Raw genomic sequence first — 23,692 nt, forward strand, 5'->3', positions numbered from 1 at the left:
GACGCCGACGCCGTCGCCAGCCGCGCCTACGAGGCGCCGCGCGGAGACGTGGAGCAGCGCCTCGCCGCCCTCTGGTCGGCGCTGCTCGGCGTCGAGCGCGTCGGACGGCACGACAACTTCTTCGCCCTCGGCGGGCACTCCCTGCTGGCCACCCAGGTCATGTCCCGGCTGCGCCAGGCGCTCGGCGTGGACGTGTCGGTCGCCGCCCTGTTCAACCGGCCCGTCCTCGCCGACTTCGCCACCGAGGTGACCGCGGCGGCGGCCGTCGGCCCCGACGAGGCCCCGGCCCCCGACCACGGCACCGAAGTGCCGCTGACGCAGGCCCGCATGTGGTTCGTCGCCCAGCTCCCCGGCGGCAGCGAGGCCTACCACATGCCCGTCGGCCTGAGGCTCCACGGACCCCTCGACCGGACCGCCCTCAGGGCGGCGCTGGACGCCATCGTCGCCCGCCACGACGCGCTGCGCGCCGTGTTCACCCTGGTCGACGGGGAGCCCGTCCAGCGCGTCGTGCCCGCCGACCGGATCCGCTTCGACCTGCTCGAACAGCGCGCCGCCGACGCCGACGACGCGAACCGCCTCGCCCAGGAGGAGGCCCGGCGGCCCTTCGACCTCGCGACCGGCCCCCTGGTGCGCGGCCGACTGATCGCGGAGGCCGACGACCGGCACACCCTGCTGATCACGATGCACCACATCGTCTCCGACGGCTGGTCCCTGCACGTCTTCCTCCGCGAACTCGCCGCGCTCTACGACGCCCACACCCACGACCGGCACCCGGACCTGCCCGAACTCGCCCTCCAGTACCGGGACTACGCCGCCTGGCAGGCGGGCCTGGTCACCGCCGAACAGCGCGACCGGCAGCGCGCCTACTGGCGCGACACCCTCACCGGGGCGCCGACCGCGCTCCGGCTGCCCCTGGACCGCCCCCGCCCCGCCCACCAGGACCGCGCCGGTGACATCGTCCCCGTCGACATCCCCACCGACCTCGTGCGCGGTCTGCGGGACCTCGCCCACCGGCACGACACCACCCTCTTCATGACGCTCCTGGCGAGCTGGGCGGCGCTGCTGTCCCGGCTCGGCGGCGACGACGACCTCGTCATCGGCATCCCCTCCGCCTCCCGGCGCCGTCCGGAGGCCGAGGACCTGATCGGCTTCTTCGTCAACACCCTCCCCATCCGCGTCGACCTGACCGGCCTGCCCGACGTCGACGCCCTGCTGCGCCGGGTGACGGGGCGGGTCCTCGACGCCATGGCCAACCAGGACGTCCACTTCGAGGAGATCGTCGACCTGGCCAACCCCGTGCGCAGCGCGGCCCACGACCCCCTCACCCAGGTGCTGTTCGCCTGGCTCCCGGACCTCGGCGAGATCCCCCAGCTCAGCGGGGTCACCACCACCCTCGCGCCGACCGCCTCGTACGGCACCTCCCGCGTCGACCTGATGCTGTCGCTGCGCGAGAGCGGCGACGCGCTCGACGGCTCCCTCGAGTACGCCGCCGCGCTGTTCGACCGTGCCACCGCCGAGCGGATGGGCCGCTGCTACGTCGCGCTCCTGCGGTCCCTGGTGGACCACGCCGCCACCCCGGTGGCACGGCTGCCGCTGCTGCCCGCCGACGAGTACGACACCGTCGTCCACGCCTTCAACCCGCCGACCACCGCCCACGACGCGGACACCTGCCTGCACCACCTCTTCGAGGAGCGGGCGCGGGTGGCTCCGGAGGCGGTCGCGGTGGTGTGCGGTGCGGAGCGGTGGTCGTACGCCGAGCTGAACCGTGCCGCCAATCGGGTCGCGCATCGGCTGCGGTCGGTGGGGGTGGGGCCGGATGTGCGGGTGGGGATCTGCGCGGAGCGGGGTGTGGGGCTGGTCGCCGCGATTCTCGGTGTGCTGAAGGCGGGCGCCGCCTATGTGCCGCTGGACCCGTCGTACCCGGCGGAGCGGTTGGCGTTCATCCTCGCCGACGCCCGGCCCGCGGTGGTGCTCACCGACGGCGTGGAGGTGAGTACCGGAGATGTGCCAGTGGTGGACCTCACGGATCTCACGGACCCCACAGAACTCGCCGATCAGCCGGACACGGACCTGCCGCCGCTGGCTTCGCCTTCGGACGTGGCGTATGTGATCTACACGTCGGGGTCGACGGGGGTGCCGAAGGGTGTGCTGGTGGAGCACCGGCAGGTGGTCCGGCTGTTCTCGGTGACTCAGGACTGGTTCGGCTTCGGGCCCGCCGACGTGTGGGCGTTGTGCCATTCGTACGCGTTCGACTTCTCCGTGTGGGAGATCTGGGGCGCGTTGCTGCACGGCGGCAGGCTCGTCGTCGTACCCAGTGATGTGGTGCGGGCCCCGGAGGAGCTGTGGGAGCTGGTGTGCGCGGCCGGGGTGACGGTGTTGTGCCAGACGCCGGGGGCCTTCGCGCGGCTGGCCGACGCACGCGTGCGCGCGGGGCGCGGCGACGACGCGCTGCGGTATGTGATCTTCGGCGGTGAGGCGCTGGAAGTCGCCTCGCTGCGGCCGTGGTGCGACGCCGTGGGCGAGGGCGGTCCGGCGCTGGTGAACATGTACGGCATCACCGAGACCACCGTGCACGTGACCGGGCAGACCGTCTCCCCGGAGGCGGGCGGTGCGCTCGGCGGCTCGTTGATCGGCTGCCCCATCCCGGACCTGCGGGTGTACGTGGTGGACCCGGCGGGGCGCCCGGTGCCGGTGGGGGTGGTGGGCGAACTGCTGGTCGGCGGCCGGGGCGTGGCCCGGGGGTACCTCGGCCGCCCGGGGCTGACCGCGGAGCGCTTCGTACCGGACTGGCTCACCGGCGACGGCTCGCGCCTCTACCGCACCGGTGACCTCGGCCGCTGGCTGCCGGACGGCACGCTGGAGTACGTCGGCCGCAACGACCACCAGGTCAAGGTCCGCGGCCACCGCGTCGAACCCGGGGAGATCGAGGCCCGCCTCCTCCAGCACGAGGCCGTCCGCGAAGCCGTCGTGGTGGCCCGCGAGGACGCGCCCGGCGACAAGCGGCTCGTCGCCTACGTCGGCGTGCGACAGCACGACGGCGCCTACCAGGACGACCAGGAGTCGGCCGAGCAACTCGCCCACTGGCGCCAGGTCTTCGACGTCACCTACGACGACGCCCAGCCCACCGGCGACACGCCCACCGCCGACGAGCCCGCCGCCGACGGGCAGCGGCCGGACCCCGCACCCGTCGACCCCGCCTTCGACATCCGGGGCTGGAACAGCAGCTACACCCGCGAACCGCTGCCCGCCGCGCACATGCGCGAGTGGGTCGACCACACCGCCGAACTGGTCCTCGCCACCCGGCCGGACTCCGTGCTGGACATCGGCTGCGGCACCGGCCTGACCGTGTTCGCCGCCGGGCCGCACGTGCGGACGTACTGGGGCACCGACCTGTCCGCGGTGGCTGTCCGCAACCTCCGGCGGGCCGTCGCCGACTCGGGGCTGCCGCCCGGCAGGGTCGAGCTGTTCACGAGCCCCGCCGACGGACTCGACCGGCTGCCCGCGCGGACCTTCGACGCCGCGATCCTCAACTCCGTCGTGCAGTACTTCCCCGACGAGCAGTACCTCCTCGCGGCCATCGAAGCGGCCGTGCGCCGCCTCGCCCCCGGCGGCACCCTCACCGTCGGCGACGTCCGCAGCCTGCCGATGCTGCGCACCTTCCACACCACCGTCCAGGCCGCCACAGCCGGGCCCGACACCCCGGCGGACCAGCTCCGCGCCCGCGTCGACCGGGCCGTGGCCGACGACGAGGAACTCGTCATCGACCCCCGCCTGTTCACCGCGCTGCCCACCCGCATCCCGGACATCGCCACGGTCCGGGTCACACCGAGGCGCGGGCGGCACGACAACGAGATGACCGCCTTCCGGTACGACGTCCAGCTCACCAAGGCCGGAGGCGAGCACCCCCAGCCACGGCCGCCCGCAACGGTCCGCTGGCGCGACTGGCAGGACGAGCGGATGACCCTCGACTCCCTCCGGGACGAGCTGACCTCCGCACGGCCCGACCTGCTCGCCGTCCACTCCGTCCCGAACGCCCGCCTCACCCCGTACACCCCCCTCCTGGAGCCGCCGCACACCGCACCGGGCGTCCACCCGGAGGACCTGCTCCAGCTCGGCGCCGACACCGGATACCGCGTCGACCTGGACTTCGCCGAGCACGGCGAACACGGCGACCTGCGGCTCGTGGCACGGCGCCGCGACCCGGCGGGCCAGCCCCTCGTCGGCCTCCCCGCGACCACCGCACCGACCGCCGAGCCGACCTGGTCGACGTACGTCAACAGCTCCCTGCGCCGCACCACTCGACGCCTCGTGACGGCCCTGCGCACCCGGCTCGGCGAGCGGCTGCCCAGCTACATGCTGCCGTCGGCGTACGTCTTCCTCGACCGGCTGCCGCTGACCGCGCACGGCAAGGTGGACCGCGCCGCCCTGCCCGCGCCCGGCGGCGACGCCCCCACCGGGCAGCGCTACGAGGCCCCCGACGGCACGGTGGAGACCACCCTCGCCGGGATCTGGGCGGACCTGCTGCGCCTGGACCGGATCGGACGGCACGACAACTTCTTCGAACTCGGCGGCAACTCCCTGCTCGCCGTGTCCCTGGTGGAGCGGATGCGCGCCGCCGACCTGCCCGGCGACGTCCGGTCGGTGTTCAGCGCCCCCACCGTGGCGCGGCTGGCCACCGCGATCGCAGGCCTGGGCCCCGACGCGCACGGCACGCCCGCCGCGCCCCCGAACCTGATCCCCGACGTGCCCGGCGAAGACCCCGAGACCGAGCTGGAGTTCACGCTATGACCCTCGACGAGCTGCTGTCCCGGCTCACCGGCCTGCCCGTCAGGATCCGCCGCGACGGCGACGACCTCGTGGTGCGGGCACCGGAGGGCACACTCGACGCCGAGCTGCTGCGCGAACTGCGCGCCCACAAGGCCGCCCTCCTCGACCGGCTCGCCCGCGGCGACACCGGATGGTGGAGCCCGCCGCCGCGCCTCACCCCGCGGCTGCTGCCGCTGGTCGACCTGACGCAGGAGCAGCTCGACCGGGTGGTCGCCTCGGTGCCCGGCGGGGCCGCGAACGTCCAGGACGTCTACCCGCTCGGGCCGCTCCAGGAAGGCATCTTCTTCCACCACCTCATGGGCGGCGACGGCGACCCCTACCTGGGCTGGGGCATGCTCGCGGCGGACTCCCGCGCCGACGTCGACCGGTTCGTCACCGCGCTGCGGGCCGTGGTGGACCGGCACGACATCCTGCGCACCGCCCTCGCCTGGGAGGGCCTGCCGCAGCCGGTGCAGGTCGTCCTGCGCCACGCCGAGCCGACCGTCGACGAGGTCACCCTCGACACCGGGCGCGACCCCGTCGAGCAGCTCCGGGACCGCTTCGACCCGGCGGGCTTCCGCATGGACCTGCGCACGGCGCCCCTGCTGCGCGTCGTGACGGCGTACGACGAGCGGGCCGACCGCTGGCTGCTGCTGGTCCTCATGCACCACCTGATCGGCGACAACGCCACCTGGGGCGTCCTCCAGGGCGAGATCGCGGCCGTCCTCGCCGGGCGCGCGGACGCGCTGCCGCGGCCTGTGCCCTACCGCGACGTGGTCGCCCGTGCCGTCCTCGGCACCTCGCGCGCCGACCACGAGGAGTTCTTCACCGGCCTCCTCGGCGATGTCGACGAGCCGACCGCGCCGTACGGCCTGACCGACGTGCACCACAGCACCGCGACCGCCGAGCGGCGCCTGCCGCTCGCCCCGTCCCTGACCCGCGCGGTCCGCGAGCGGGCGCGACGGGCCGGGGTGTCCACGGCGAGCCTGTTCCACCTGGCGTGGGGCACGGTCCTGGCCCGCCTCACGGGCCGGTCGGACGTGGTGTTCGGCACGGTCCTCCTGGGCCGGACCCAGGGCAGCGCCGGAAGCGGCGTCGGCCTGTTCATCAACACCCTGCCGATACGCGTCCCCGTGGACGCCACGGGCACCCTGGACGCCCTCCGGCACACCCATGAGCTGCTGGCCGAACTGCTGCGGCACGAGCACGCCCCGCTGGTGCTCGCCCAGGGGTGCAGCCGGGTCCCGGCGGGCCTGCCGCTGTTCACCAGCCTCCTCAACTACCGGCACACCCCGTCGGACCCCGCGGCGACCCTGGGCGGACTCGGCGTCGGCGTGGAGGTGCTGCACAGCGAGGAGCGCACCAACTACCCCCTCACGGTGTCCGTCGACGACGCGGGCAGCGCGGGCCTCACCGTCACCGCGCAGGTCGACCACCACCTCGACCCCGACCGGGTGTGCGCGCACCTCGTCACCGCTCTCGAAGAGCTGTGCCACACCCTGGCCACGGACCCGGCGGCCCCGATGGCCGACATCGATGTCCTCCCGGCAGCCGAACGCGCCCTGATCACAGGCGAGTTCAACGCCACCGCCCGCCCTGACGCCACGGACGCACCCGTGCACCGGGCCTTCGAAGCGCGGGCCGCGGCACACCCGCACGCCGTGGCCGCGACCGACGGGCACACCCAGGTCACCTACCGGGACCTGAACGCGATGGCCAACCGCGTCGCACACCGCCTCCGGTCGGCGGGCGTGGGCCCGGACGCCCGGGTCGCCCTCTGCGCGCGGCGCGGCGTCCGGCTGCTCGCGGCGCTCCTCGGCGTGCTGAAGGCGGGCGCCGCGTACGTCCCCCTTGACCCGTCGTACCCGGCGGAGCGCCTGGCGTTCACCCTGGCTGACGCCCGGCCCGCCGTGGTCCTCGTCGACGGCACCGCCCCGGACACCGACGGCGTCCCTGTCCTGGACCTGGCCACCGACTTCACCACCGGGCCCACCGACGACCCGCCGCACACGGTGACGCCCGCCGACGCCGCGTACGTGATCTACACCTCGGGCTCCACCGGCGTACCCAAGGGCGTCGTGGTCCAGCACGGCTCCCTGACGAACTTCCTGCTCGGCATGCGCGACCTCGTCCCGCTGGATGCCGGGGACGCGCTGCTCGCGGTCACGACGGTCGCGTTCGACATCGCCGCCCTGGAGCTGTACCTGCCGCTGACCAGCGGGGCGCGCGTGGTCATCGCCGACGAGGGCACGACGGCCGCGCCCGCCGCCCTCATCGGCCTGGCGCACTGCGCGGACGTGACGGTGCTCCAGGCGACCCCGTCCCTGTGGCGGATGCTCACCGCCCACGACCCGGACGGCCTCCGCGGCCTTCGGATGCTCGTCGGCGGCGAGGCGCTCCCGGCCCCGCTCGCCGACCAGCTGCGGGACCTCGGCCGTGAACTCCTCAACGTGTACGGGCCGACGGAGACGACGATCTGGTCCACCGCGGCGCCGCTGACCGACCGCGACGACACCCCCATCGGCCGCCCCCTCCGCAACACCGCCGTGTACGTCGTCGACGGCCGCGGCCGCCCCGCGCCGGTGGGCGTGGTGGGCGAGCTGTTCATCGGCGGCCGGGGCGTGGCGCGGGGCTATCTGGGCCGCCCGGCCCTCACGGGCGAACGCTTCGTGCCCGACTGGCTGACCGGTGGCGGCTCACGCCTGTACCGCACGGGCGACCTGGTCCGCCGGCTGCCGGACGGCACGCTGGAGTTCGTCGGCCGTGACGACTTCCAGGTGAAGGTCCGCGGCTACCGCATCGAACTCGGCGAGGTCGAGGCCCGCCTCACCGAAGTGGACGGCGTCAGCGAGGCCGTGGTCGTCGCCCGCGAGGACCGCCTCGACGCCTACTACGTACCGGCCGCGCCCGGGGTGACCCCGGCGGCGCTGCGCGAGGCACTGGGCGCGGCACTGCCGTCGTACATGGTGCCGTCGGCGTTCGTCGCACTGGATGCCCTGCCGCTCACCCCGAACAAGAAGGTCGACCGGTCCGCGCTGCCCGCACCCGGCGCCGGTGCGGTCGCGGCCAGCGGCTACCGGCCGCCCGTCGGCGTCGTGGAGGAGGTCCTGGCGGGGATCTGGGCGGACCTGCTCGGCGTGCCGGGCGTCGGCCGCGACGACGACTTCTTCCAGCTGGGCGGCCACTCCCTGCTCGCGGTGTCCCTGGTGGAGCGGATGCGGCAGGCCGGGCTGACGTGTGATGTGCGGGCGGTGTTCGCCACGCCGACGGTCGCCGGTCTCGCGGCGGCGGTCGCGGAGGGCGGCGGCACGGAGGTTCCGGTGCCGCCGAACGCCATCCCGGCGGGCGCCGAGGCGATCACGCCGGACATGCTGCCGCTGGTGTCGCTGACCGAGGAGCAGATCGCGAAGGCGGTTGCTTCGGTACCGGGAGGCGCCGCGAACGTCCAGGACATCTACCCCCTGGCCCCGCTCCAGGAGGGCATCTTCTTCCACCACCTCATGGGCGGCGAAACCGACCCCTACCTGCTGTCCTACACCCTGCCCGTCCGCACGCGCGACGACGCCGACCGCTTCACCGCCGCACTCCAGACCGTGGTGGACCGGCACGACATCCTGCGGACGTCGATCGTGTGGGAGGGGCTTCCGCACCCCGTACAGGTGGTCCGGCGCCACGCCGCGCTCCCCGTCGACGAGGTGACCCTCGACGGCCCCGACGACGCGGTCCGACACCTCCAGACGCACCGGGCCCCACTCGATCTCCAGCAGGCGCCACTGCTGCGCGTCGTCACCGCGTACGACGAGCCGAACGACCGCTGGCTGCTCCTGGTCCTGATGCACCACCTGGTGGGCGACCACACCGCGCTGGCGGCGATGCGGACGGAGGTCGCGGCGGTCCTGGCGGGCCGCGCCGACGGGCTCCCCGACCCGGTGCCGTACCGCAATGCGGTCGCCCAGGCGGTGCTCGGCGCAAGCCGCGACGAGCAGGAGGAGTTCTTCACCGGCCTGCTCGGCGACATCGACGAGCCGACCGCGCCGTACGGCATCCTCGACGTGCGCGGCGACGGCAGCGGCATCACGGAAGCACAGGTCACCGCCGACCCGGACCTCGCGGCGACGGTACGGGAACAGGCGCGCCGGGCCGGGGTGTCTCCCGCGAGCGTCTTCCACGTGGCGTGGGGGCTGGTCCTGTCGCGGTTGACGGGCCGGTCGGACGTGGTGTTCGGCACGGTGCTGTTCGGGCGGACGCAGGCCGGTGCGGGCGCGGAGCGCGGGCTCGGCCTGTTCATCAACACGCTGCCGCTACGGCTCGACGTGGCCGAGCGCCCCGTACGCGACGCCGTCCAGGACGCCCAGCACCTCCTGGCCGACGTACTGCGGCACGAGCACACCCCGCTGGTCCTCGCCCAGGGGTGCAGCCAGGTCCCGGCGGGGACACCCCTGTTCACCAGCCTCTTCAACTACCGGCAGAGCGTTCCGACGCCCACACCTGCCACTTCCGACGCTGCCGATGGCGGTTTCGAGGTGCTGCACAGTCAGGAGCGCACGAACTATCCGGTTGTGGTGTCGGTCGATGACGTCGGTGGGTCGGGGTTCGTGGTGACGGCTCAGGTGGATGAGCGGGTGGATGCGGGGCGTGTGTGTGCGTTGTTGGTGAACGCGGTGCGGGGGGTCGGTCGGGCGTTGGAGGCCGGTTCGGGTGTGTCGGTGGGTGCGGTGGAGGTGTTGCCGGAGGCGGAACGCGCGCTGGTCGTCGAGGGGTTCAATGACACTGGTACGTCCGTGGACGCTCGGGTGTGCGTGCATGAGCTGTTCGAGGCGCGGGCGCGTGTGTCTCCGGATGCGGTGGCCGTGGTGCACGGTGATGTGTCGGTGTCGTACGGGGAGTTGGACCGTGCGGCGAATCGGGTGGCGCGCAGGTTGCGGGCCGAGGGTGTGGGGCCGGATGTGCGGGTGGGGATCTGCGCGCGGCGCGGGATTCCACTGCTGGCGGCGATGCTGGGGGTGTTGAAGGCGGGCGGTGCGTATGTGCCGCTTGACCCGTCCTACCCGGCGGAGCGGTTGGCGTTCATGCTCGCCGACGCGCGGCCCGCAGTGGTCTTGGTCGACGGCACCCGGCTGGACGCGGAGGGCATTCCGGTCCTGGACCTGACGACTGACTTCGATGACGAGCCTGACGTGGAGGTGCCGTGGGTGGGGGCGTCTTCGTCGTTGGGTGTGGCGTATGTGATGTATACGTCGGGGTCGACGGGGGTGCCGAAGGGTGTGGCGGTGGAGCACCGCAACATCGTGCGGCTGGTGGTGGACAACCCGGCGGTGGTGTTTGAGCCGGGGGATCGGGTGGCGTTCGCGGCCAATCCTTCGTTTGATGCGGCGACGTGGGAGGTGTGGGGTCCGCTCCTCAATGGCGGTGCCGTGGTGGTCGTGGAGCAGGACGTGGTGCTGGATGCTGGGCGGTTCGCGGAGGTGTTGCGGGCGCGGTCGGTGTCGGTGTTGTGGATGACGGTGGGCTTGTTCAACCAGTACCACTCGGTGTTGCGCGAAGTGCTGGGCCAGTTGCGGTACTTGGTGGTCGGCGGGGATGTGCTCGACCCGACCGTCATGGCAGCGATAGTGGGCGGTCCGGAGCATGTGCTGAATGGGTACGGGCCGACGGAGTCGACGACGTTCGCGGCCATGCACCGGATCGAGTCGGTGGAGGCTGGTCGGAGTGTGCCGATCGGTCGTCCGATCGGCAATACGCGCATCTACCTCGTGGATGGTCGGGGCCGACCGGTGCCGGTGGGTGCGGTCGGCGAGTTGTTCATCGGCGGCTTGGGTGTGGCGCGCGGGTACTTGGGGCGTCCGGGGCTGACGGCTGAGCGGTTCGTGCCGGACTGGCTGACCGGTGACGGCTCGCGGCTCTATCGGACGGGTGACCTGGGGCGTTGGCTGCCGGACGGGACCATCGAGTTCGTCGGCCGTAACGACCATCAGGTGAAGGTCCGTGGGTTCCGTGTGGAGCTGGGGGAGGTGGAGGCCCGGCTGCTGGAGCTTGACGGGGTGCGGGAAGCCGTGGTTGTGGGCCGGGGCGATCGCCTGGACGCCTACTACGTGCCTGCCGGGAGCGACGGGTCGGCGGCGGCGTTGCGTGAGGCGCTGGGGGCGGTGTTGCCGTCGTACATGGTGCCGTCGGCGTTCGTGGCGCTGGACGCGCTGCCGCTGACCCCGAACGGCAAGGTCGACCGTCGCGCGCTGCCGGTGCCGGACAGGGGTGCGGTGGTGGCCGGGGGTATGTGCCGCCCGTCGGTGCGGTCGAAGAGGTGCTGGCGGGAATCTGGGCGGACCTCCTGGGCGTGGAGCGGGTCGGTCGCCACGACGACTTCTTCCACCTGGGTGGGCATTCGCTGCTGGTGGTCTCCCTGGTGGAGCGGATGCGGGAGGCCGGGCTGACGTGTGATGTGCGGGCGGTGTTCGCCACGCCGACCGTGGCCGGGCTCGCGGCGGCGGTCGCGGAAGGCGGCGGCGCGGAGGTGCCCGTACCGCCCAACGCGATACCGGCGGGCGCCGAGGCGATCACCCCGGACATGCTGCCGCTGGTGGAGCTGACCGAGGAGCAGATCACAAAGGTGGCCGCCTCCGTACCCGGCGGGCCGGGAAACGTACAGGACATCTACCCCCTCGCCCCGCTTCAGGAGGGCATCTTCTTCCACCACCTCATGGGGGACGAAGGCGACGCGTACCTGCTGTCGAGTGTGTCGGTGGTGCCGTCGCGGCAGTGGCTGGACGAGTTCGCCGGGGCCTTGCAGGCCGTGGTGGACCGGCACGACATCCTGCGGACGTCGCTCGTGTGGGAGGGGCTGCCGCAGCCGGTGCAGGTCGTGTCGCGGCAGGTCACCGCGCCCGTGGAAGAGGTGACGCTCGACGGAGACGGCGACGCGGTCACGGAGTTGCAGAACCGGTTCGACCCTCGGCGCTATCGGGTGGACCTGACACGGGCACCCCTGCTGCGTGTGGTGACGGCGTACGACGAGCCGAACGACCGCTGGCTGCTCCTGGTCCTGATGCACCATCTGATCGGTGATCACACCACGATGGACGTGGTGCAGGAGGAGATCGCGGCGATTCTGGCGGGCCGGGCCGATGAGCTGCCTGAGCCGGTGCCGTACCGCAATGTGGTCGCCCAGGCGGTGCTGGGCGCGTCTCGGCAGGAGCACGAGGAGTTCTTCGACGGCCTGCTCGGCGACATCGACGAGCCGACCGCGCCGTACGGAGTCCTCGACGTACGAGGCGACGGCACCGCCGTGGTCGAGGCGCGCAAGGCGGTGGAGGCCGGACTGGCGGAGGCTGTGCGGGAACAGGCACGTCAGGCGGGCGTGTCGTCGGCGAGCCTGTGGCATGTGGCGTGGGGCATGGTCTTGTCACGGCTGACGGGCCGGTCGGACGTGGTGTTCGGCACCGTGCTGTTCGGACGCATGCACGCAGGTCTCGGTGCCGAGCGCGGGCTCGGCCTCTTCATCAACACCCTGCCCGTACGGATGGACGTCACAGGGCACGGTGCGGCCCACGCCGTTCGCGAGGCCCAGCGGCTGCTGTCCGAACTGCTGCGGCACGAGCACGCCCCGCTGGTCCTCGCCCAGGGGCGCAGCCGGGTCCCGACCGGCCTGCCCCTGTTCACCACCCTCCTCAACTACCGGCACACCCCGGAAGCCGTCGACCGCGCGACGGGCGGCCTCGGCGAGCACATCGAGGTGCTGCATAGCCAGGAGCGCACCAACTACCCGATCGCGCTGGCGGTGGACGACGTCGACGGAGCGGGCTTCGTGGTCACCGCGCAGGTGGACGCGCGGCTGGACGCGGACCGTGTCTGCGGCCTGCTGACCGCTGCCGTAAGGGAGTTGACAGGGGCGCTGGCATCCGACGCCCCGACACCGGTGGCCCAACTGGACGTGCTGCCGCCGGTGGAACGCGCCCTGGTGGTAGGGGAGTTCAACGCCACCGATGTGCCCGTCGACGCGTCCGCGCGGGTGCACCGACTGTTCGAGGCGCGCGCCAAGGCGGCTCCGGACGCGGTCGCGGTGATCCACGGTGACGTTCAGCTGTCGTACGCGGAGCTGAACCGTGCGGCGAACCGGATCGCCCACCGGCTGCGGTCGGTGGGGGTGGGGCCGGATGTGCGCGTGGGGATCTGTGCGCGGCGCGGGGTTCCTCTGCTGGCGGCGATGCTGGGGGTGCTGAAGGCGGGGGGCGCCTATGTGCCGATCGACCCGTCGTATCCGGCGGAGCGGCTGGCGTTCATGCTGGCCGACGCCCGGCCCGCCGTGGTGCTGACCGATGGCGTGGTCGTCGGCGCCGGTGAGGTACCGGTCCTGGACCTGGCCAGTGACTTCACGGACGAGCCGGATACGGATGTGCCGGGTGTCGCGTCGGCTGCGGATGTGGCGTATGTGATCTATACGTCGGGGTCGACGGGGGTGCCGAAGGGCGTCGCGGTGGAGCACCGCAACATCGTGCGGCTGGTGGTGGACAACCCGTTCGTGGTGTTCGGTGCGAGGGACCGGGTGGCGTTCGCGGCGAATCCGTCCTTCGACGCGGCGACGTGGGAGATCTGGGGGCCGCTGGTCAACGGCGGCGCTGTGGTGGTGATGGACCAGGACGTGGTGCTGGATCCGCGACGTCTCGCTGATGTGCTGGCGGAGCAAAGAGTCACGGCGTGGTTCACCACGACCGCGCTGTTCAACCAGGCCGCCACGCTTGTCCCTGGAGGCTTCGGCGGGCTGCGCTACCTGCTGACCGGTGGTGAGCGTTGTGATCCGGCCGCCTTCGCCCGCGTACTCGATAGCGGCAGTGCCCCTGAGCATCTGGTGCACTGCTATGGGCCGACGGAGACGACGACCTTCGCCAGCACCTTTGAGGTGGCCGAGGTCGTAGACGGTCAGGAGACCCTGCCGATCGGTCGCCCGATCGGTAACACGCGGATCTATCTGGTGGATGGTCGGGGTCGTCCGGTGCCGGTGGGTGCGGTGGGGGAGCTGTTCATCGGCGGATTGGGTGTGGCGCGTGGCTATTTGGGTCGTCCTGGGCTGACGGGTGAGCGGTTCGTGCCGGACTGGTTCACCGGGGACGGCTCGCGGCTCTATCGGACGGGTGACCTGGGGCGTTGGCTGCCGGACGGCACGATCGAGTTCGCCGGCCGTAACGACCATCAGGTCAAGATTCGTGGCTATCGCATCGAACTCGGCGAGATCGAGGCCCGCCTCCTGGAGACCGAAGGCGTACGGGAAGCCGTCGTCATGGCTCGCGACGACCGCCTCCACGCCTACTACGTGCCTGCCGGGGGCGACGGGTCGGCGGCGGCGTTGCGTGAGGCGCTGGGCGCGGTGCTTCCCTCGTACATGGTGCCGTCGGCGTTCGTGGCGCTGGACGCGCTGCCGCTGACCGCGAACGGCAAGGTCGACCGGGACAAGCTGCCCGCTCCGGACGACGACGCGATGGCGACCCGTGGCCACCAGGCACCGACCGGGCCCGTCGAAGAGGCACTGGCGGAGATGTGGGCGGACCTCCTGGGCGTCGAACGCGTCGGCCGCGACGACGACTTCTTCGAACTCGGCGGGCATTCCCTGCTGGTGGTCTCCCTGGTGGAGCGCATGCGGGAGGCCGGGCTGACCTGCGACGTGCGGGCGGTGTTCGCCACGCCGACCGTGGCCGGGCTCGCGGCGGCGGTCGCGGAGGGGGACGGCGCGGAGGTGCCCGTGCCGCCCAACGCGATCCCGGCGGGCGCCGAGGCGATCACGCCGGACATGCTGCCGTTGGTCGAGCTGACCGAGGAGCACATCGCGCGAGCCGCCGCCACGGTGCCGGGCGGGCCCGCGAACATCCAGGACATCTACCCGCTGGCCCCGCTTCAGGAGGGCATCTTCTTCCACCACCTCATGGGCGACGAAGGCGACGCGTACCTGCTGTCGAGTGTGTCGGTGGTACCGTCACGGCAGTGGCTGGACGAGTTCGCCGGGGCCTTGCAGGCCGTGGTGGACCGACACGACATCCTGCGGACCGCCGTCGCCTGGGAAGGGCTGCCGCAGCCGGTCCAGGTGGTCCGGCGCCAGGTCACCGCGCCCGTGGAGGAAGTGACCCTCGACCGGAACGGCGTCGACGCCGCCGAACAGCTGCGGGCCCGGTTCGACGCCCGGCACCACCGGCTGGACCTGAGCACCGCGCCGCTGCTGCGTGTGGTGACGGCGTACGACGAGCCGAACGACCGCTGGCTGTTGCTCGTCCTGATGCATCATCTGATCGGTGATCACACCACGATGGACGTGGTGCAGGAGGAGATCGCGGCGATCCTGGCGGGCCGCGCGGATGAGCTTCCGGAGCCGGTGCCGTACCGCAATGTGGTCGCCCAGGCGGTGCTGGGCGCGTCCCGGCAGGAGCACGAGGAGTTCTTCGACGGCCTGCTCGGCGACATCGACGAGCCGACCGCGCCGTACGGAGTCCTCGACGTACGAGGCGACGGCACCGGCATCGCCGAGGCGCGGGTCGCGGTGGACGGCGAGCTGGTCGAGGGCATCCGGGAGCAGGCGCGGCGGGCCGGGGTGTCGTCGGCGAGCGTGTGCCATCTCGCGTGGGGCATGGTGTTGTCGCGGCTGACGGGCCGGTCGGACGTGGTGTTCGGCACCGTGCTGTTCGGACGGATGCGGGCCGGTGCCGGGGCGGAGCGCGGACTCGGCCTGTTCATCAACACCCTGCCGGTACGGGTCCGTGTGGGCGCCACGGGCGTGCGGGACGCGGTGCGGGACACGCACGGGCTGCTGGCCGAGGTGCTGCGGCACGAGCACGCCCCCCTGGTGCTCGCCCAGGGGCGCAGCCAGGTCCCGGCCGGGCTCCCCCTGTTCACCACCCTCCTCAACTACCGGCACAGCGCCCCCGATCCGGCCGTGGCCGACGGCGTGATGGCGGGCGTGGAGGTACTGCACAGCGAGGAGCGCACCAACTACCCGATCCTCGTGTCCGTCGACGACCTGGGCGCGGCGGGCCTGACGATCACCGCGCAGGCGGACGACCTGCTCGACCCGGAGCAGGTGTGCGCCCTGCTGGTGACCGCGCTGCGGGAGCTGACCGAGGCACTGGCGGCTGACCCGGCGGCGCGGACGTCCACCGTGGAGGTGCTACCGGCCGCGCAACGGAGGCTGGTCGTCAGGGAGTTCAACGCCACGGCGCGTCCGGCCGACGCCGACGTCTGCGTGCACGAGATGTTCGAGGCGCAGGTGGCGGCGACCCCCGACGCGGTGGCGGTGGTCGACGGCGGCACACAGGTGTCGTACGCGGAGCTGAACGAGCAGGCCGACCGGATCGCGCACCGGCTGCGGTCGGCGGGCGTGGGCCCCGACGCGAGGGTGGGCGTGTGCGCCGAGCGGGGCGCCCGGCTGATCGCCGCGCTGCTGGGCGTGCTCAAGGCCGGTGGCGCGTATGTGCCCCTCGACCCGTCGTACCCGGCGGAACGGCTCGCGTTCATGCGGGCCGACGCCCAGCCCGCGGTGATCCTGGCCGACGGCACCACGGCGGCCGCGGTGACCGGCGGGGACGTACCGGTCCTTGACCTGCCGGAGGACGCCGACGGCGACCTTGGCGCAGGCCCGGGCCTGGACACCGGCACCGGTCCCGGCACCGGTCCCGGCACCGATCCCGACGCCGATTCCAGCACCTGCCCAGGCACCGGCCCCGGTACCGGCCCCGGCACGGGTCTCGGCGCACCAAGCGCGGTGTCCCCGTCGAACCTGGCCTACGTCCTCTACACATCCGGCTCCACCGGCGTGCCCAAGGGCGTCGCCGTAGAACACCGGAACACCGTGAACTTCCTGCGCTGGGCGCGCTCGGCCTTCCCCGCCGAGGCCCTGGACCGGACGCTGTGGTCGACGTCCGTCAACTTCGACCTCGCCGTGTTCGAACTGTTCCTGCCGCTGGTCACCGGCCGGACCGTGGTGGCGGTCCGTGACGCGCTCGCGGTCCGCGCCGCCACGACCGACGTCACCCTGGTCAACACCGTCCCCTCGGCGCTCACCGCCCTGACCGACGCACGGGAGATACCCGAGTCGGTACGCACGGTCAACCTGGCCGGGGAGGCCCTCCAACGAGACGTGGTGGAGCGGGCGTTCGCCTCGGCGCCGGGCATCGAGGAGATCCGCAACCTGTACGGCCCCTCGGAGACCACCACCTACTCCACCGCCGCCGTCATGCGCCGCGCGACGGGATTCGTGCCCCACGTCGGCCACCCGATCGACAACACCCGGGTGTACGTCGTCGACCCGGCGGGCCGCCCGGCACCGGTCGGAGTGGTGGGCGAGCTGTTCATCGGCGGCCAGGGCGTGACCCGGGGATACCTGGGCCGTCCGGCGCTGACGGCCGAGCGGTTCGTACCGGACTGGCTGACGGGCGACGGCTCCCGCCTGTACCGCACCGGAGACCTGGGCCGCTGGCTGCCCGACGGGACCATCGAGTTCGCCGGGCGCGGCGACCACCAGGTGAAGGTCCGGGGCCACCGCGTCGAACTCGGCGAGATCGAGACCCGGCTCCTTGACGTCGACGGCGTACGGGAAGCCGTCGTAGTGGCCCGCGGCGACCGCCTCGACGCCTACTACGTCCCCCACACCGAGGACGGCGTGCGGGCGGCGGCACTGCGCGAGGCGCTGGGCGCGGTGCTGCCGCCGTACATGGTGCCGTCGGCGTACGTCGAGCTGGACGCGCTGCCGCTGACGCCGAACGGCAAGGTCGACCGCGGCGCGCTGCCGACACCGGACGGCGGCGCCCTGGTGGTCCAGGGCTACCGGCCGCCGGTGGGTGTCGTCGAGGAGGTGCTCGCCGGAATCTGGGCGGACCTGCTGGGCGTGGAACGCGTCGGCCGCGACGATGACTTCTTCGCACTCGGCGGGCATTCCCTGCTGGTGGTCTCGCTGGTGGAGCGGATGCGGGAAGCCGGACTGACCTGCGACGTCCGCGCGGTCTTCACCACCCCGACCGTCGCCGCGCTCGCGGCCGCCGTGGCCGTCGGCGACGACGACACCGGCCTCACGGTCCCGCCGAACGCCATCCCGGCGGGCGCCGAGACGATCACGCCGGACATGCTGCCGCTGGTGTCACTGACCGAGGAGCAGATCGCCCGAGTCACCGCCGCGGTGCCGGGCGGCGCCGCGAACGTCCAGGACGTCTACCCCCTCGCGCCGCTCCAGGAAGGCATCTTCTTCCACCACCTCATGGGCGGCGACGGAGACGCCTACCTGCTGTCGAGCGTGTCGGCCGTACCGTCACGGCCATGGGTGGACGAGTTCACCACGGCACTCCAGACGGTGGTCGACCGGCACGACATCCTGCGGACATCACTCGTGTGGGAAGGGCTCCCGCAACCCGTGCAGGTCGTGTCACGGCAGGTCACCGCGCCTGTGGAAGAGGTGACGCTCGACGGAGACGGCGACGCGGTCACCGAGCTGCAGACCCGCTTCGACCCGACACGCCACCGCCTCGACCTCACACAGGCGCCACTGCTGCGGGTGGTCACCGCGTACGACCAACCCCACGACCGCTGGCTGCTGCTCGTCCTCATGCACCACCTCATCGGCGACCACACCACGATGGACGTGCTGCAGGAGGAAGTCGCGGCCGTCCTGGCGGGCCGCGCCGACGAACTGCCGGAGCCGGTGCCGTACCGCAACGCCGTCGCCCAGGCCGTCCTGCGGAACAACAACCAGACGCAGCAGGAGGAGTTCTTCACCGGCCTGCTCGGCGACATCGACGAGCCGACCGCGCCGTACGGCATCCTCGACGTACGCGGTGACGGCACCGGCATCGCCGAGGCGCGGGTCGCCGTGGAGACCGAACTGGCCGAGGAGGTCCGGGAGCAGGCGCGCCGGGCCGGTGTCTCGTCGGCGAGCGTGTGCCACCTGGCGTGGAGCCTCGTCCTGTCCCGGCTGACGGGCCGGTCGGACGTGGTGTTCGGCACGGTCCTGTTCGGCCGCATGCAGGCCGGACTAGGCGCGGACCGGGGCCTCGGCCTGTTCATCAACACCCTTCCCGTGCGCATGGGCGTGACCGGGCGCGGCGTACGCGACTCCGTCCGCGCGACCCAGCGCCTGCTGTCCGAACTGCTGCGCCACGAGCACGCCCCGCTGGTCTTCGCGCAGGGGCGCAGCGCCGTGCCGATCGGCCTCCCGCTGTTCACCAGCCTGCTCAACTACCGGCACAGCGCCCCGGCGGTCCCCGCGGCGGACGGGGCGGCCATGTCCGGTGTCGAGGTGTTGCGGAGCCAGGAGCGCACCAACTACCCGATCGTGGTGTCCGTCGACGACCTGGGCGCCGCGGGCCTCACCATCACGGCCCAGGTCGACGACCGGCTGGACCCCGAGGGCATCTGCGCCCTGCTGGCCACGGCCCTGCGGGAACTGACCCGCGCCCTGGCGACCGCCCCTGCGGCACCGCTGTCCGGCCTGGAGGTGCTGCCGGATGCGGAACGCGCGCAGGTGGTCCGGGGATTCAACCCCGCCGACCAGTCGGCCGCTCCAGCGGTCCGCCTGCATGAGCTGTTCGAGGAGCGGGTGCGGGTGGCTCCGGGGGCGGTCGCGGTGGTGTGCGGTGCGGAGCGGTGGTCGTATGCCGAGCTGAATCGTGCCGCCAATCGGGTCGCGCATCGGCTGCGGTCGGTGGGGGTGGGGCCGGATGTGCGGGTGGGGGTCTGTGCGGAGCGGGGTGTGGGGTTGGTCGCTGCGATTCTCGGTGTGCTGAAGGCGGGGGTGCTGATGTGCCGCTGGACCCGTCGTACCCGGCGGAGCGGGTGGCGTTCGTCCTCGCTGACGCCCGGCCCGCGGTGGTGCTGGCCGACGGCGCCGGACCGGCCGCCCTGGTCCGCGAGGCGGCCGGTGAGACCGCCGCGACGGTCTGGGACCTGGCCGCCGACTTCGCCGATGAGCCGGACACGGACCTGTCGCCGCTGGCTTCGCCTTCGGATGTGGCGTATGTGATCTATACGTCGGGGTCGACGGGGGTGCCGAAGGGTGTACTGGTGGAGCACCGGCAGGTGGTCCGGCTGTTCTCGGCGACGAGGGATTGGTTCGGGTTCGGTCCTGCGGATGTGTGGGCGCTGTGCCATTCGTACGCGTTCGACTTCTCGGTGTGGGAGATCTGGGGCGCGTTGCTGCACGGCGGCAGGCTCGTCGTCGTACCCAGTGACGTCGTCCGCGCTCCGGAGGAGTTGTGGGGGCTGGTGTGCGCGGCTGGGGTGACGGTGTTGTGCCAGACGCCGGGGGCCTTCGCGCGGCTGGCGGATGTGCGGGTGCGTGCCGGGCAGGGCGGCGACGCGTTGCGGTATGTGATCTTCGGTGGGGAGGCGTTGGAGGTCGCTTCGCTGCGGCCGTGGTTCGACGCTACGGCCGGTGGCGGTCCGGTGCTGGTGAACATGTACGGCATCACCGAGACGACCGTGCACGTGACCGGACAAGTGGTCACACCGGACGCCACTGGTGGCCTCGGGGCTCGCTGATCGGGCGGCCGATCCCGGACCTGCGGGTGTATGTGGTGGATGCGGTGGGGCGTCCGGTGCCGGTGGGTGTGGTGGGCGAACTGCTGGTCGGCGGCCGGGGCGTGGCCCGGGGGTATCTCGGCTGCCGGGGCTGACCGCGGAGCGCTTCGTACCGGACTGGCTGGCCGGTGACGGTTCGCGGCTTTACCGCACCGGTGACCTGGGGCGTTGGCTGCCGGACGGCACGCTGGAGTACGTCGGCCGCAACGACCACCAGGTCAAGGTCCGTGGCTACCGGATCGAGCTGGGGGAGATCGAGGCACGGCTCCTCGACCAGGAAGCCGTGCGGGAAGCGGTGGTAGTCGCTCGCGAGGACCGCCTGGATGCCTACGTCGTTCCCGATGGTGGCGGCGGTGTCGAGGTGGAGGCGCTGCGCGGGGCGCTGGCCGCGGTGCTGCCCTCGTACATGGTGCCGTCGGCGTTCGTGGCGCTGGACGCGCTGCCGCTGACCGCGAACGGCAAGGTCGACCGTCGCGCGTTGCCGGTGCCGGACGGCGGCGCGGTCGTGGCACGCGGCTATCAAGCGCCGGTCGGTGCTGTGGAAGAGGCCCTGGCGGGCATCTGGGCGGACCTGCTGGGCGTCGAACGGGTAGGCCGCCACGACGACTTCTTCGAACTCGGCGGCCACTCCCTCCTCGCGGTGTCCCTGGTGGAGCGGATGCGGCAGGCCGGGCTGACGTGTGACGTGCGGGCGGTGTTCGCCACGCCGACGGTCGCCGGGCTCGCGGCAGCGGTCGCGGAGGGCGGCGGCACGGAGGTGCCGGTGCCGCCGAACGCCATACCGGCGGGCGCCCAGGTCATCACCCCCGCCATGCTGCCGCTGGTGTCGCTGACCGAGGAGGAGATCGCGAAGGTCGTCGCCTCGGTGCCCGGCGGGGCGGAGAACGTGCAGGACGTCTACCCGCTCGGACCGTTGCAGGAGGGCATCTTCTTCCACCACCTGGTGCGGGAGGAGTCGGACCCGTATCTGATCTCGGTGCTGCTGGCCGCGGAGTCGCGGGCGGCGGTGGACCGGTTCGCGGGTGCCCTGCAGGCGGTGGTGGACCGGCACGACATCCTGCGGACGTCGATCGTGTGGGAAGGGCTGCCGCAGCCCGTCCAGGTGGTCTGGCGGCACGCCCGACTGTCCGTGGAGGAGGTCAGCGCGGACGGCCACGAAGACGCGGTCGCGTGCCTTGAGGCCCACCGGACCGCGCTGGACCTGCGGCGGGCTCCGCTGCTGCGGATCGTCACGGCGTACGACGAGCCGAACGACCGGTGGCTCTCGCTGGTCCTGATGCACCACATCATCGACGACAACACGTCCGTCGGCGCGCTGGTCGCCGAGGTGGAGGCCCACCTCGCCGGGCACGCCGGGACGCTGCCCGAGCCGGTGCCGTACCGCAACGTCGTCGCCCAGGCCGTGCTCGGCATGCCCCGACAGCAGCACGAGGAGTTCTTCAGCGAGCTGCTGGGAGACGTGGACGAGGTGACCGCGCCGTACGGCATCCTCGACGTACGAGGCGACGGCACGAGCGTCGCCGAGGCCCGTACCGAGGTGGACGCGGCCCTGGCCGACCGGGTCCGCGACCAGGCACGCCGGGCCGGTGTGTCCCCGGCGAGCATGTGCCACCTGGCGTGGAGCCTCGTCCTGTCCCGGCTGACGGGCCGATCGGACGTGGTGTTCGGCACGGTCCTGTTCGGGCGGATGCAGGCCGGTGCGGGCGCGGAGCGCGGGCTCGGTCTCTTCATCAACACCCTTCCCGTGCGCGTCGACGTCGATGGACGGGGCGTGTACGACGCCGTCCGGGACACGCACGAGCTGCTGGCCGAGCTGCTGCGGCACGAGCACGCCCCGCTGGTCCTCGCCCAGGGGTGCAGCCAGGTCCCGGCGGGGATGCCCCTGTTCACCAGCCTGCTCAACTACCGGCACAGCCCCGAGTCCCTCAACTCCGCCCCGGACGGGCCCGCTGGCGCGGCCGGAGTGGACGTACTCCGCAGCTACGAGCGCACCAACTACCCGGTGGTGGTCTCGGTCGACGACCTCGCGGCCGCGGACGCCGGTTTCGCCGTCACCGCCCAGGTCGACGACCGGCTGGACCCGGAGCGGGTGTGCGCCCTGCTGGTCGCCGCCCTGGACGAGCTGGCGCAGGACCTCGCGGACGGCATGGCGACTCCGCTGTCGGGACTTGAGGTGCTTCCGGAGGACGAACACGAGCTGGTGGTACGGGAGTTCAACCCCGCCGAGGCGTCGGCGGCGCCGCTGGCCTGTCTGCATGAGCTGTTCGAGGAGCGGGTGCGGGTGGCTCCGGGGGCGGTCGCGGTGGTGTGTGGTGCGGAGCGGTGGTCGTATGCCGAGTTGAATCGTGCAGCCAATCGGGTTGCGCATCGGTTGCGGTCGGTGGGGGTGGGGCCGGATGTGCGGGTGGGGGTCTGTGCGGAGCGGGGTGTGGGGTTGGTTGCCGCGATTCTGGGTGTGTTGAAGGCGGGGGTGCTTATGTGCCGCTGGACCCGTCGTACCCGGCGGAGCGGTTGGCGTTCATCCTCGCCGACGCCCAGCCCGCGGTGGTGCTCACCGACGGCGTGGCCACGCATGCCCTGAGCGGTGGGGAGGTGCCGGTGCTGGAGCTGGCGGACCTCGCCGATGAGCCGGACACGGACCTGCTGTGTGAGGGGTCTGCTTCGGATGTGGCGTATGTGATCTATACGTCGGGGTCGACGGGGGTGCCGAAGGGTGTGCTGGTGGAGCACCGGCAGGTGGTCCGGTTGTTCTCGGCGACGAGGGATTGGTTCGGGTTCGGTCCTGCGGATGTGTGGGCGTTGTGCCATTCGTACGCGTTTGACTTCTCGGTGTGGGAGATCTGGGGCGCGTTGCTGCATGGCGGGCGACTCGTCGTCGTACCCAGTGATGTGGTACGGGCTCCGGAGGAGTTGTGGGGGCTGGTGTGCGCGGCTGGGGTGACGGTGTTGTGTCAGACGCCGGGGGCCTTCGCGCGGCTGGCGGATGTGCGGGTGCGTGCGGGGGACGGCCAGGACCAGTTGCGGTATGTGATCTTCGGTGGGGAGGCGTTGGAGGTCGCTTCGCTGCGGCCGTGGTGCGACGCTACGGCCGGTGGCGGTCCGGTGCTGGTGAACATGTACGGCATCACCGAGACGACCGTGCACGTGACCGGACAGGTGGTCACACCGGACGCCACTGGTGGCCTCGGTGGATCGCTGATCGGGCGTCCGATCCCGGACCTGCGGGTGTATGTGGTGGATGCGGTGGGGCGTCCGGTGCCGGTGGGGGTGGTGGGTGAGTTGCTGGTCGGCGGTCGGGGAGTGGCCCGGGGTATCTGGGGCGTCCGGGGCTGACGGCTGAGCGGTT

At 72.5% G+C, this 23,692-nt stretch carries 3 protein-coding genes and 2 pseudogenes; all 5 read left to right on the forward strand.

All coding sequences use genetic code 11. The features are described from left to right. Positions 1–48 precede the first annotated feature (48 nt). The 5 genes and pseudogenes from ACOBQU_RS37270 (at position 49) to ACOBQU_RS37290 (ending at position 23,679) form a co-directional block, all read left to right on the forward strand. On the forward strand, positions 49–4,788 hold the full coding sequence (locus ACOBQU_RS37270) for an amino acid adenylation domain-containing protein (protein WP_423634975.1): 4,740 nt from the start codon (positions 49–51) through the stop codon (positions 4,786–4,788). Further along, the gene (locus ACOBQU_RS37275) at positions 4,785–11,237 is read left to right on the forward strand and encodes an amino acid adenylation domain-containing protein (protein WP_423633640.1); all 6,453 of its coding nucleotides are present in this window, start codon (positions 4,785–4,787) and stop codon (positions 11,235–11,237) included. Before ACOBQU_RS37270 ends, ACOBQU_RS37275 begins: the two co-directional genes overlap by 4 nt. Further along, positions 11,141–20,307: pseudogene (locus ACOBQU_RS37280) on the forward strand (amino acid adenylation domain-containing protein). The gene ACOBQU_RS37275 and the pseudogene ACOBQU_RS37280 overlap by 97 nt, the downstream one beginning before the upstream one ends. Positions 20,308–20,351: 44 nt before the next feature. Continuing rightward, positions 20,352–20,441 carry a hypothetical protein gene (locus ACOBQU_RS37285; protein ID WP_423634976.1) on the forward strand — a complete coding sequence of 30 codons (90 nt, stop codon included), beginning with the start codon at positions 20,352–20,354 and terminating at the stop codon, positions 20,439–20,441. Between the two features lie 158 nt (positions 20,442–20,599). Next, positions 20,600–23,679 (forward strand): annotated as a pseudogene (locus ACOBQU_RS37290) (AMP-binding protein). The last annotated feature ends 13 nt before the right edge of the window (positions 23,680–23,692 follow it).

Source organism: Streptomyces sp. G45 (assembly GCF_049542095.1).
Classification (GTDB): domain Bacteria; phylum Actinomycetota; class Actinomycetes; order Streptomycetales; family Streptomycetaceae; genus Streptomyces.

Bases quoted from the DNA above. Each gene is read 5' to 3' on its own strand.
- ACOBQU_RS37275 (WP_423633640.1), top strand. From the start codon at position 4,785: ATGACCCTCGACGAGCTGCTGTCCCGGCTCACCGGCCTGCCCGTCAGG.